Source organism: Rhodanobacter humi (assembly GCF_041107455.1).
Taxonomy (GTDB): Bacteria; Pseudomonadota; Gammaproteobacteria; order Xanthomonadales; family Rhodanobacteraceae; genus Rhodanobacter_A.
Genome location: NZ_JBGBPY010000001.1, coordinates 2,806,512 through 2,818,851, shown reverse-complemented (window position 1 = coordinate 2,818,851; position 12,340 = coordinate 2,806,512). Strand labels below are relative to the sequence as shown.

General features: G+C 69.0%; 13 protein-coding genes. 4 read left to right on the top strand and 9 right to left on the bottom strand.

The features are described 5' to 3' along the window. Positions 1-96: 96 nt before the first annotated feature. Positions 97-753: a maleylacetoacetate isomerase gene (gene maiA / locus AB7878_RS12470; RefSeq protein ID WP_369494681.1), complete on the bottom strand. Its 657-nt coding sequence runs from the start codon at positions 751-753 to the stop codon at positions 97-99. A gap of 116 nt (positions 754-869) precedes the next feature. On the opposite strand from maiA, the gene AB7878_RS12465 reads away from it, so the two are divergent. Both AB7878_RS12465 and AB7878_RS12460 read left to right on the top strand, forming a co-directional pair. Then, a complete protein-coding gene (locus AB7878_RS12465; RefSeq protein WP_369494680.1) occupies positions 870-2,051 on the top strand; it encodes a phosphoglycerate kinase in 1,182 nt (393 codons plus the stop codon). Further along, positions 2,051-2,683, top strand: a complete 633-nt coding sequence (locus AB7878_RS12460; RefSeq protein ID WP_369494679.1) for an HAD hydrolase-like protein — start codon at positions 2,051-2,053, stop codon at positions 2,681-2,683. Before AB7878_RS12465 ends, AB7878_RS12460 begins: the two co-directional genes overlap by 1 nt. Positions 2,684-2,747: 64 nt before the next feature. Here the strand turns inward: AB7878_RS12460 and tkt are convergent, their stop codons facing one another. Then, positions 2,748-4,748, bottom strand: coding sequence for a transketolase (tkt, locus tag AB7878_RS12455; RefSeq protein ID WP_369494678.1), 2,001 nt, complete (start codon positions 4,746-4,748; stop codon positions 2,748-2,750). A gap of 256 nt (positions 4,749-5,004) precedes the next feature. Between tkt and AB7878_RS12450 the strand changes: the two genes are divergently transcribed. After that, positions 5,005-5,616 (top strand): porin family protein, encoded by a 612-nt coding sequence (locus AB7878_RS12450; RefSeq protein ID WP_369494677.1) that lies wholly within the window; start codon positions 5,005-5,007, stop codon positions 5,614-5,616. Between the two features lie 242 nt (positions 5,617-5,858). Continuing rightward, the gene (locus tag AB7878_RS12445) at positions 5,859-6,452 is read left to right on the top strand and encodes a porin family protein (RefSeq protein ID WP_077483116.1); all 594 of its coding nucleotides are present in this window, start codon (positions 5,859-5,861) and stop codon (positions 6,450-6,452) included. Between the two features lie 85 nt (positions 6,453-6,537). Here the strand turns inward: AB7878_RS12445 and AB7878_RS12440 are convergent, their stop codons facing one another. From AB7878_RS12440 to AB7878_RS12410, 7 genes are all read right to left on the bottom strand, one after another. Next, on the bottom strand, positions 6,538-7,542 hold the full coding sequence (locus AB7878_RS12440) for a class I fructose-bisphosphate aldolase (protein WP_369494676.1): 1,005 nt from the start codon (positions 7,540-7,542) through the stop codon (positions 6,538-6,540). Positions 7,543-7,643: 101 nt separating this feature from the next. Beyond that, entirely contained in the window at positions 7,644-8,084 is a 441-nt protein-coding gene (locus AB7878_RS12435) for an energy transducer TonB (RefSeq protein ID WP_369494675.1), read from the bottom strand. Positions 8,085-8,168: 84 nt separating this feature from the next. Beyond that, a complete protein-coding gene (gene pyk / locus AB7878_RS12430; protein WP_369494674.1) occupies positions 8,169-9,644 on the bottom strand; it encodes a pyruvate kinase in 1,476 nt (491 codons plus the stop codon). Positions 9,645-9,730: 86 nt separating this feature from the next. Beyond that, positions 9,731-10,549 (bottom strand): S1/P1 nuclease, encoded by an 819-nt coding sequence (locus AB7878_RS12425; protein ID WP_369494673.1) that lies wholly within the window; start codon positions 10,547-10,549, stop codon positions 9,731-9,733. Positions 10,550-10,606: 57 nt separating this feature from the next. After that, positions 10,607-11,017 (bottom strand): DUF6691 family protein, encoded by a 411-nt coding sequence (locus AB7878_RS12420; RefSeq protein WP_369494672.1) that lies wholly within the window; start codon positions 11,015-11,017, stop codon positions 10,607-10,609. Continuing rightward, the gene (locus tag AB7878_RS12415) at positions 11,014-11,559 is read right to left on the bottom strand and encodes a YeeE/YedE family protein (RefSeq protein ID WP_369495760.1); all 546 of its coding nucleotides are present in this window, start codon (positions 11,557-11,559) and stop codon (positions 11,014-11,016) included. The genes AB7878_RS12420 and AB7878_RS12415 overlap by 4 nt, the downstream gene beginning before the upstream one ends. Next, the gene (locus tag AB7878_RS12410; protein ID WP_369494671.1) at positions 11,445-12,323 is read right to left on the bottom strand and encodes an MBL fold metallo-hydrolase; all 879 of its coding nucleotides are present in this window, start codon (positions 12,321-12,323) and stop codon (positions 11,445-11,447) included. The genes AB7878_RS12415 and AB7878_RS12410 overlap by 115 nt, the downstream gene beginning before the upstream one ends. Positions 12,324-12,340: the final 17 nt, after the last annotated feature.

Sequence of the window (12,340 nt, the reverse complement as noted above, 5' to 3'; positions counted from 1 at the left end):
CCGCGTTGCACGTGGTGCATGCGCCGCGACCCGGGCGGCACCGCGCGCCGGGTGGTACCGGCCGCGCCCTGCGACGTGCTGCTGGTACGCGCGCCGTCATAGCGCGTCGGGCTGCGCCTCGGGTGCGGCGACGCGGAACGCCTCCAGCTCGTGGCAGGCGGCGTCGATGCGGACGATGGTGGGGTAGTCGTCCAGCGGCAGCTTCCAGCGCCGCGCGTTGTACAGCTGCGGCACCAGGCAGGCATCGGCCAGTCCCGGCGTGTCGCCGTGGCAGTAGCGGCCGGTGGCCGCGTTGCCGGCCAGCATGGCCTCCAGCGCGGCGAAGCCGGTGGCGATCCAGTGCCGCGACCATGCGCCGCGCTGCGCCTCGCCGACGCCCAGTTCGCGCTCCAGGTACTGCAGCACGCGCAGGTTGCCCAGCGGGTGGATGTCGCAGGCGACCAACTGCGCCAGCGAGCGCACCCGTGCGCGGCCGCGCGCGTCGGCCGGCAACAGCGGCGGCTCCGGACGGGTTTCCTCCAGGTATTCCATGATCGCCAGCGACTGCGTCAGCACCCGCTCGCCGTCGCGCAGGCTGGGCACCAGCTGCTGCGGGTTCATCGCCGCGTAGTCCGCCGCGTGCTGCTGGCCGCCATCCTTCACCAGGTGCACGACACGGTTTTCCCAGGCCAGGCCCTTCAGCGCCAGGGCGATGCGCACGCGATAGGCGGCGCTGGAGCGCCAGTAGCCGTACAGCACGAGACCGGTAGCCATGGTGCTTCCCCCGCCGCGGAAAGTCCGCAGTGTAATTTGCATCCCCTCCGGACGGGCAGGACAATGCGCGGTTCCGGCCGCCGCTGCGGCCATCTGCAATCTACCGGAGCCCCGACGTGACCGTCCTGCGCATGAGCGACCTCGACCTCCACGGCCAGCGCGTGCTGATCCGCGAAGACCTGAACGTGCCGATCGACGACCACGGCCGGATCACCTCCACCCAGCGCCTCGACGCCGCCCTGCCCACGATCAAGGCCGCACGCGACGCCGGCGCGAAGGTGATGGTGCTCTCGCATCTCGGCCGTCCCAAGGAAGGCCAGTTCGACGAGGCCTCCTCGCTGGCGCCGGTGGCGGCCTGGCTGGGCGACAAACTCGGCAAGCCGGTGCGCCTGCTGCGCGACTATCTCGACGGCGTGGACGTGGCCGACGGCGAGGTGGTGGTGCTGGAGAACTGCCGCATGAACGTGGGCGAAGGCAAGGACGACGAGGCCTTGTCGAAGAAGTACGCCGCGCTGTGCGACATCTTCGTGATGGACGCCTTCGGCACCGCGCATCGCGCCCAGGCCTCCACGCACGGCGTGATCAGGTTCGCGCCGATCGCCGCCGCCGGCCCGCTGCTGTGCGCCGAACTGGACGCGCTGGGCAAGGCGCTGGAACACCCGGCGCACCCGCTGCTGGCGATCGTGGCCGGCTCCAAGGTCTCCACCAAGCTGACCCTGCTGGACAACCTGATCGGCAAGGTGGACCAGCTGATCGTGGGTGGCGGCATCGCCAACACCTTCATCGCCGCGCTGGGCCATTCGGTGGGCAATTCGCTGGTCGAGCCCGACCTGATCGACGCCGCGAAGAAAGTGCTCGCCGACGCGAAGCGCCGCGGCGCCGAAGTGCCGCTGCCGGTCGACGTGGTGGTGGCGCCGGCGTTCTCCGCCAACGCACCGGCCACGGTGAAGGCCGTGGACGCGGTGCAGGACGACGAGATGATCCTCGACATCGGCCCCGAGACGGCGAAGCAGTACGCCGAGCTGATCGCGAAGGCCGGCACCGTGGTGTGGAACGGCCCGGTCGGCGTGTTCGAGTTCGACGCCTTCGGCAAGGGCACCGAGACGCTGGCGCGCGCGATCGCCGCCTCGCCCGCGTTCTCGATCGCCGGCGGCGGCGACACGCTGGCCGCGGTGGACAAGTACGGCATCGCGGACAAGGTTTCCTACATCTCCACCGGTGGCGGCGCGTTCCTGGAATTCCTCGAAGGCAAGGAACTGCCCGCGGTGGCCGCGCTCAAGGCGCGGGCGGCGAAGTAATGCTCTGCCTGTTCGACCTCGACGGCACCCTGATCGATTCCGAACCGGGCATCACCGCCTGCATCCGGCACGCGTTCGACAAGCTCGGCGTGCCGGCGCCGGCCGACCTGCGGCCGTGGATCGGCCCGCCGCTGCGGCACAGCTTCGCGCCGTTGCTCGGCCATGACGCCGTGCGCGTCGAAGCCGCGGTGGACTACTACCACGAACGCTTCGCCGTGCTGGGCTGGCGCGAGCACGCGGTCTATCCCGGCGTGGCGGCGGCGATCGAGCGCCTGCAGGCTGCCGGCCATCGCCTCGCCGTGGTCACCAGCAAGCCGGTGCGGCATGCCGCGCCGATCCTGGCAGCGCTGCCGTTCGGTTCCGCGTTCGAGAAACTGTACGGCCCGGATCCGGACAGCGCGCATTGCGAGAAGGCCACGATGATCGCCGACGCGCTGACCGACTTCGGCACGGCGCCCGAAGCGGCCGCGATGATCGGCGACCGCCGCTATGACATCGAGGGCGCGGTGGCCAACCGCGTGCGCGGCATCGGCGTGCTGTGGGGTTTCGGCAGCCGCGAGGAACTGCAGCAAGCCGGCGCGCAGGCGCTGGCCAGCGATCCGGCGCATCTCGTGGATCTGCTGGCGGCGTGACACGTTCGCGCCAAACAAAACGCCGCGGGAATGCCGCGGCGTTTTCGTTTGGGGAAAGCATCAATCAACCGGCGACGCGCTTCACCGCATCGACCACGTTCGCCACGGTGAAGCCGAAGTAGTCGAACAGTTGCTCGGCCGGCGCCGAGGCGCCGAACGTGGTCATGCCGATCACTTCGCCGTCCAGGCCCACGTACTTGCGCCAGAAGTCGGCGATGCCCGCCTCCACCGCCACGCGCGCGCGGCACCAGCCGGGCAGCACGCCCTCGCGGTACTCCACGGGCTGGGCATCGAAGGTCTCGTTGCACGGCATCGACACCACGCGCACCGGCACGCCTTGCTGGGCCAGCGTGCGCATCGCTTCCATCGCCAGCTCCACCTCGGAGCCGGTGGCGATCAGGATGGCCTTGAACTTCGTGTCGGCCGGGTCGGACAGCACGTAGGCGCCGCGCGCGATGTCGGCCAGCTGCTGCGCGTTGCGCTGCTGGTGCTTCAGCGTCTGGCGCGAGAACACCAGGCAGGAGGGACCGTCACGGCGCTCGATCGCCACCTTCCACGCCACTGCCGATTCCACCGCGTCGCAGGGGCGCCACACGCGGTTGTTCGGGATGTAGCGCAGGCTGGCCAGGTGCTCCACCGGCTGGTGGGTGGGACCGTCCTCGCCCAGGCCGATCGAGTCGTGGGTGTAGACGTGGATGGAGTGCGCGGGGATCAGCGCACTCATGCGCACCGCGTTGCGCGCGTAGTCGGAGAACACCAGGAAGGTGGCGTCGTAGGGGATGAAGCCACCGTGCAGCGCCACGCCGGTGCCGATCGCGGTCATGCCGAACTCGCGCACGCCGTAGTGCATGTAGTTCGCGTCCGGGCTGGCCTCGGTGACGCTGACCGAGCCCTTCCAGATCGTGAGGTTGGAACCGGCAAGATCCGCCGAGCCGCCGACCAGTTCCGGCAGCAGCGGGCCGAACGCGTTCAAGGTCATCTGCGAGGCTTTGCGGCTGGCCACGTCCGGGCCCTCGGCCTGCAGCTTCTCGACCCAGGCCTGCGATTCGGCCGCCCAGTTCGCCGGCAGCTTCGCGGCGAGACGGCGCTCCAGCTCGGCGGCCAGCTCCGGGTGCGCCTTGGCATAGTCGGCGAACAGCGCGTTCCATTCCGCCTCGTGCTTCGCGCCGGCCGGCTTCGCGTCCCAGCCGGCGTAGATTTCGGCGGGGATCTCGAACGGGGCATAGCGCCAATCCAGCATGTCGCGCGCGGCGGCGACCTCGTCCTTGCCCAGCGCCGCGCCGTGGCTGGCCTCGGTGCCTTCCTTGTGCGGTGCGCCGAAGCCGATGATGGTCTTGCACATCACCAGGCTGGGCTTGCCGGTCTCCGCCTTGGCGGCGGCCAGCGCGGCCTTGACCTTCTCGGCGTCATGGCCGTCCACGTCGCGCACCACGTGCCAGCCGCAGGCCTCGAAGCGGCCCGCGGTGTCGTCGGTGAACCAGCCCGGCACTTCGCCGTCGATGGAGATGTTGTTGTCGTCGTAGATCAGGGTGAGCTTGCCCAGCTTCCAAGTACCGGCCAGCGAGATCGCCTCCTGCGAGATGCCTTCCATCAGGCAGCCGTCGCCGCAGAACACCCAGGTGTGGTGGTCGACCACGGCAAAACCGGGACGGTTGAAGCGCTCGCCCAGCACCTTCTCCGCCAGCGCGAAGCCGACGCCGTTGGCGATGCCCTGGCCCAGCGGGCCGGTGGTGGTTTCCACGCCCACCGTGTCGCGCGCCTCGGGGTGGCCCGGGGTCTTGGAATGCAGCTGGCGGAAACGCTCCAGCTCGCTCATCGGCAAGTCGTAGCCGGACAGGTGCAGCACCGCGTACTGCAGCATCGAGCCGTGGCCATTGGAGAGCAGGAAGCGGTCGCGGTTGAACCAGTGTGGATTGGCCGGGTTGTGGCGGTGGAAGTCGTTCCACAGCACCTCGGCGATGTCGGCCATCCCCATCGGCATGCCCGGATGGCCGGAATTGGCCTTCTGCACGGCGTCCATGGCGAGGGCACGCACGGCGTTGGCAAGTTGGCGGCGGGTGGGCATCGGCGTTCTCCGGGGGTAGGCGGCGGCGAAAAACACGCATTGTCGCCGATCCGCCCGAGGCTGTCGCGCCGCCATCGCGGACGATCCCGGCCTGCGTCTTGACATTAACCTGCACTTAATTCTGAACTTGTCGGTATTGAATTCCTTCAGCCGGTTCGCCATCTAATGCCCCGGCACCGCCCACGAGCGGTTGCCGAGCCGCGGCATTGCCTTTCCCCAAGGCGCCGCGGACTGACCAGAACAAGAGGAAATCCCCATGAAAAAGACTGTGCTCGCTCTCACCCTGGCTGCCGCCGGCTTCGTGGCCGTGCCGACCGCCTTCGCCCAGGACCAGGCTCCGGCCGCCACCAACGCCCAGCAGGGCTGGTACGTCAGCGCCGACGCCGGCTACGCCAACGTCAGCAAGGGTCCCTATGACGACGGCAAGTTCGCCGGCGGCGTGAAGGGCGGCTACCGCTTCGCGATCAACCCCGAGACCTCGCTGGGCGTGGAAGTGGGCTACCAGTGGCTGGGCCGCCTGTCCGCCCAGAACCAGTACGCCGACCAGATCGCCGGCAACAGCAAATCCAAGCTGCGCGGCAGCACCGCCGGCGTGGACCTGCGCTACAGCTTCAACCCCAACTGGTACGGCGAGCTGCGCGGCGGCCTGTTCTACGCCCAGGCCGAAGGCATCACCAACGGGGCGAACCCGGAGTTCCGCCAGTACAACCGCACCAAGTACTACGCGGGCGCCGGCGTGGGCTACAACCTCAGCCAGAACTGGAGTCTGGGCGTGAACTACGACTACTACGCCGGTTCCGGCAACGGCGAGCAGCGTGTGCAGCTGGCCACCAGCAAGTACTCGCTAAGCGCGGAATACCGCTTCTGAGTCGTCTCGACTCCGTCGCGTGATACGCAGGAACGGGCGCCGCATGGCGCTCGTTTTCTTTCCAATACAGTCACTTGGCCGAAAACATTAATCGCTACTTAATAATGAACTAACAAGTATTGAATCTTTCTGCCCCCGCAACCATCCAAGTGACGTGTCCGGCGATTCCCCAACGCCGGGCATGCGGCACCGCTCCCTTCCCCATGGCCGGCAGCCGCCTTCCCAATAACAGGAGACTCTCCATGAAAAAGACTCTGATCGCCCTCGCTCTCGCCTCCGCCGGCATGCTGGCCATCCCCGCCGCCTTCGCACAGAGCGCGCCGAGCGACAACGGCGGCTGGTTCATCAACGGCAACGTGGGCCGCACCGCCATCGACAAGGGTCCGTACAACGGCCACGACACCGGTTACGCGCTGAACGGCGGCTACCGCTGGTCGCTGGCGCCGAACTTCGCGCTGGGTGCCGAGGTGGGCTACAACGACCTGGGCAACATCCGCGCGAAGAACGTCTTCAACAGCTCCCCGGTGATCGCCCCGGGCAAGTCCCAGTTGCACGGCTGGACCGCCGGCGCGAACGCCCATCTCGACCTCAGCCCGAACTGGTACCTGAGCGGCCGCGCGGGCGCCTACAGCTGGACCGGCCACGGCCTGAACAACGACGTGAACCCGGTGCGCAAGAGCCTGGACAAGACCAGCTGGTACGCCGGTGCGGGCGTGGGCTACAACATCAACCAGAACGTGAGCGTCGGCCTGAACTACGACTACTTCGACGCCAAGAAGAACAGCGTGGATCTCAGCACCGACATGATCTCGGCCAGCGCGGAATTCCGCTTCTGATTCGACGATCCATCGAGGCAAAAAGAACGGGCGCCGCGAGGTGCCCGTTCTTTTTCAATCCGCGATCACGGATGACCGCGAAGAATCAACCGTTCCAGCGCCCCAGCGCGGCAAGGCCGTTGTCCCTGGCGCGGGCATGCACGGTCTTCTGCGCCTCCGCGTAGTTGGCCTTCATGTCCTTGGCCCACAGCTTCAGCGCGGCCTGCTGCATGGCGCGACCGTAGGAGAACGACAGCGGCCACGGATGCGGGCCGATGCGGTTCATCGCGTTGAGGTGCGCGGTGCTCTGCTCGTCGGTCTGGCCGCCGGAGAGGAACACGATGCCCGGCAGCGAGGCCGGCACGGTGGTCTTCAGCACGCGCACGGTGGCCTCGGCCACTTCCTCGACGTCGGCCTGCTCGTCGGATTCCTTGCCCGGGATCACCATGCTGACCTTCAGGATGGTGCCTTCCAGCATCACGTTCTGCTCGTACAGCGCATTGAACAGGCTGCGCAGCACCGCCTCGTGCACTTCGTAGCTGACCTCGATGCTGTGGTCGCCGTCCATGATCACTTCCGGCTCGACCATCGGCACCAGGCCGGCTTCCTGGCACAGCGCGGCGTAGCGGGCCAGCGCGTGGCAGTTCGCCTCGATCGCGGTGGAGCTGGGGTTGTCCTCGGAGATGTTGATCACCGCGCGCCACTTGCAGAACTGGGCGCCCAGCTTGGCGTATTCCTCCAGGCGCGGACGCAGGCCGTCCAGGCCCTCGGTCACCACGTCGCCGGGGAAGCCGGCCAGCGCCACCGGGCCCTTGTCCACCTTGATGCCGGGGATGATGCCGGCCTTCTTCATCACCTGGGTGAACGGCACGCCGTCCCTGGTGGACTGGCGGATCGTCTCGTCGTACAGGATCGCGCCGGAGATGTGCTCGTTCAGGCCCGGCGTGGTGAGCAGCAGCTCGCGGTAGGCGCGGCGGTTCTCCTCGGTGTTCTCGATGCCGACGGCCTCGAAACGCTTCTTGATGGTGTTGGTCGACTCGTCGATGGCGATGATGCCCTTGCCGGGGGCGACCATGGCCAGGGCGACGCTTTCGAGATCTTCAATACTCATGACGGCTCCGTACAGCGAGGCGATACCGGCCCGCTCAAGGGTGGTGCCGCCCCGGACGAGGGCGGCATGGTTAAAGCCGCAGATTATAACGAAATGCCCGCCTACTGGCCGTAGCCCGCCAGTTTGCAAGGCTCCATCACCTTCTGCTGTCCCGCCGCGTCGTCGGGCGCATTGAACGGCACGATGTAGTAGGTGGCGATCGGCTGGCCGATCTTGTTGGTCAGCGAGGGGCCGTAGCGGAAGTTCTTCACCGCGGACACCGCGGCGGGGCCGAGGTCGCTCTTGGGCTCCACCTTGGCAACCTGCACATGCATCGGCACGCCATCGGAGCCGATCTCGTAGGTCACCGCGACGCATCCAGGCTTGGTGAGGTTCAGCCCCGAATTGGGCATGTCGACGTTCACCTTGGTGTTGAGCCGGATCCAGTAGTGGTACAGGTTCTGCGGATCGACCTTGTTCGCCTGCGCCAGCACCGGCGTGGCGCAGGCCAGAGTCGAGACCAGCAACACGGGACGGATCAGGCGGCGGGTGCGCGGGTTCATGGGGAGCTCTCCGGTGGAAGGGGACGACGGCGCCAGTCTAGCCGCGCGGCGTCATGCCCGCGTCGTCGTGGCCATGGCTCCGGCTCAGAGATCGCGCAAGCTGTCCACCGCGCCGCCCGCACCCACCGCCAGCAGCTTCAGCGTGTTGGTGCCGCCGACGTGGCCCACGCGGTCGCCATAGGTGATGACCACGCTGTCGCCCTCGACCAGCTTGCCCTGCGCGAACAGCAGGCGCACCGCGGCGCGGGTGGCGGAGGCCATGCTCTGGTTCTCGCCGTGGCTGAACTCCACCGCCCGCACGTCACGCAGCACCTGCATGCGTCGGCGCGAGGCGGCGAACGGCGACAGGCCGTAGATGGGCACCGCGCTGCGGTAGCGCGACAGCCATTGCGCGGTGGCGCCGGATTCGGTCAGCGCCACGATCGCGCGCACGCCGAGCTGGCCGGCCAGCACCATCGCGGCCAGCGCGATCGCCTGGTCGGTACGGCTGAGCCGGGGGCCGGCGTTCGCGAGGTCTTCCTTGGGCTCGAACTGGCGTTCGGCGCCGAGGCAGATGCGCGCCATCGCGGCCACCGCCTTGTCGGGGTGGGCGCCGGCGGCGGTTTCCTCGGACAGCATCACTGCGTCGGTGCCGTCGATCACCGCGTTCGCCACGTCCAGCACTTCGGCGCGGGTGGGGATCGGCGAGCGCACCATCGACTGCAGCATCTGGGTGGCGGTGATCACCGCGCGATTGCGCTGCACGGTCTCGCGGATGATCTTTTTCTGCAGGCCGGGCAGCTCGGCGTCGCCGATCTCCACGCCGAGGTCGCCGCGCGCCACCATCACCACGTCGGAGGCGTCGATGATCTCGCCCAGCACGGGGATCGCGTCGGCGCGCTCGATCTTGGACACCAGCGCGGCGCTGCCGCCGGCCTCGTGCAGCAGGCGGCGCGCCTGGTGCATGTCATCGGCGCAACGCACGAAGGAGACCGCGAGGAAGTCCGCGCCGATCTCGGCGGCGAGCTTGATGTCGGCCTTGTCCTTGTCCGACAGCGCGGAGACAGACAGGCCGCCGCCCTGGCGGTTGAGACCCTTGCGGTCGGACAGCTTGCCGCCCACCAGCACCGTGCAGCGGATCTCGGTGCCCGCGACTTCGTTCACGGTGAGCGCCACCAGGCCGTCGTCCAGCAGCAGCACGTCGCCGGGGCGCACGTCCTGCGGCAAGCCGAGGTAGCTCACGCCCACGCGGTGGATGTCGCCGGGCGCGGCGTCGACGCGGCAATCCAGCACGAACGGCTGGCCGACTTCGAGCTGGATCGGGCCGTTCGCGAACTTCTCCACGCGGATCTTCGGACCCTGCAGGTCGGCCAGCACGCCCACCTCGCGGCCGGCGGCGGCGGCGGCGGCCTTCACCGCGGCGGCGCGGGCGCGGTGGTCGTCCGGCGAGCCGTGCGAGAGATTGAGCCGAACCACGTCGACGCCGTCGGCGATGATGCGTTCGAGCATGCCCGGCGCGTCGGTGGCGGGGCCCAGGGTGGCAACGATCTTGGTGCGGCGCGTTTGGGTTTCTGGAGTCATCCGGGCGGTCTGGTCGATGTGGGTGAAAGGGCGTGGAGCGAAAAGTCAGACTATACGCAAGCGGCCCGCGGTGCACGGGGTCTGCGTCACTGCTCCAGCGCGAGATTGAGCACCTCGGCCAGCCGGCGGCCGGCGATGCGCAGCTGGTTCTCGGCCAGCGGCAACTCGGCATCGACATAGGCCTGGCCGATCTTGTGGCCGTCCGGGTAAAAGCCCGGCGCGGCGGTGAGGCGGCAGGACTCCTCCGCCCACTGTGCGTAGGGGTCGTCCAGCGGCGTGATCGGCGGCGGCAGTTGCGCGGGGCCTTCGGCGTCCAGCTTCGCCGTGTAGGACTGCCAGTCCAGGCCGCGCGTCTTCAGCATGCCGGAGTCCCAGACCTTGTGCAGGTTGCTGCCCTTGCCCTCGAACTGCACCTGGTACTTGTTGCCGCCGAGGTCGTCGCGGTAGCCGGCGTGCAGCGGCTGGTGGATGTCGCCCGCGAAATGCACCACGAACTTCAAGGCCGCCAGGCGCGCGGCGTCGCTTTGCGACTTGTCCTTGAGGATTTCCACGTAATGCGCCAGCCCCGCCGTGATGCACTCGCCGTCGCGGCAGTCGCGTGGCGGCACGTAGTCGCAACCTGGGCCGCCGCGGAAGTTGATGTAGTGCAGCTTGCGCGTCTGCTGCCACAGCGTGGCTTGCGCGGGATCGTCCTGGATCTGGTCGGGCCAGCTGGCGACGTCGGCCAGCTGCGTGGTGTGGTCCGCCGCCAGCAGGCGTTCCACCTCGGCCTCGGCGGCGGGGCTCAGGTGTCGCTGCGCCAACGCGGCGACGATGCTGTGGCCCAGCGGCCCCCAGGCCTGCGCGGCGGGAATGACGACGAACAAGGCCAGCGAGGCGGCCAGCAGGCGACGCGGATACTTCATGGTGCGGACATCACGGCAGTAGACGATCGGCGAGTGTGCCACAGCACACCGACGCGCTCAGACGCGCCGGCCGCGCCCTGCCAGCCACCAGCCGAGCAGCAAGGCCGGCAGCAACCAGACGAGATCGCCGTTGCCGAGGCCGACGCCAGCCAGCGCGGGGCCGGGGCAATAGCCGGCCAGTCCCCAGCCGATGCCGAACACCGCCGCACCGGCGAGCAGGCGCGCGTCGATGCGGCGATTCATTGGCAGATGGAAGCGCTCGTCCAGCCACGGCCGCGCGCGTCGCAACACCAGCCGGGAGCCGACCGCATAAGTCAGCACCGCGCCAACCATCACCAGCAGCAGGCTGGGGTCCCACGCGCCGGCCACGTCGAGGAAACCCAGCACCTTGTGCGGATCGGCCATGCCCGACCACGCCAGACCCGCACCGAACAGAAGGCCCGACAACCACGCCAGCAAGCGGTTCATCGCGCCAGCTCCGGCAGCAGGTGGCGCCAGGCGTAGACGCACAGCATCGCGGCCGCCATGAAGACAAGCACCGCCGCCAGCGAACGCGGCGAGAAACGGCCCAGCCCGCACACGCCATGGCCGCTGGTGCAGCCCGAACCGACGCGCGTGCCTACACCCACCAGCAAGCCGGCCAGCGCGAGCTGCCACGGCGGCGCGTGGCTGGCCACCGCCGCGCCGCCCGCGCCCAGCATCCACAGCGCCGCACCCGTCGGCAGGCCGATCACGAAGGCGAGCCGCCAGCCGATGTCGCCGCGACGTGGCGGCAGCAGGCCGGCAGCGATGCCGCTGATGCCGGCGATGCGGCCCAGCGCGACCAGCAACAATAACGAGGCCAAGCCGATCAGGATGCCGCCACCCAGCGCGCTCCACGGCGTGAACGACGTGCTCATGCCCGTGCTTCCAGCGCGCTCGCGTCCAGCGGCAGTTTCAGGAAGCGCCGTCCTGCGCCATCTGCCGGCGGCAGTTCGCCCGCGCGAATGTTGAGCTGCAGCGCCGGCCAGAACAGCCGCGGCATCGCCAGCGTGGCATCGCGGCGTTCGCGCAGCGCCACGAAGTCCGCCGCGCTGGTGTCGTCGGAAAGATGCACGTTGTGCTCGCGCTGCTCGCGCAGCGGCACCATGCTGCGCGGCGCCGCGCCGTCGGTCGGGTAGTCGTGGCAGAGATACAGCCGCGTGTCGTCCGGCAACGCGTACAACCGGCGCACCGAGGCATGCAGCATCGCGGCGCTACCGCCGGGGAAGTCGCAGCGCGCGCTGCCCGCGGCCGGCGAGAACAGCGTGTCGCCGATGAACACCGCCTCGCCCACCCAGTAGCTCACGCTGTCGGCGGTATGGCCGGGCGTGGCCAGCACTTCCAGCGCCAGCCCGCCCAGCGGCAACACCTCGCCATCGTGCAGCAGGCGGTCGAACTGCGCGCCATCGGCGACAAAGTCCTCGCCCAACGCCAGGCGTCGCTTGAACTCGGCCTGCACCGCGACGATGCCGGCGCCCGCCGCCACCGCGGCACCGGTCTGCGCGCGCAGCCAGGCCGCGGCGCTTAGATGGTCGGCATGCGCGTGGGTTTCCAGGATCCATTGCAGGTCCAGCCTTTGCGCGCGCAGATGGTCGAGCACTTCGCGCGCAGCCTCGGTGCCGAGCCGGCCACTGGCCGGGTCGAAGTCCAGCACCGGATCGATCACCGCCGCCGCCGCGGTCGCGGGGTCGCTGACCACGTGGGTCCAGGTCGAGGTGGCCGCGTGGAAGAAGGAAGCGACGTGGGCAGGCATGGTGCTGCGCTCCGGAA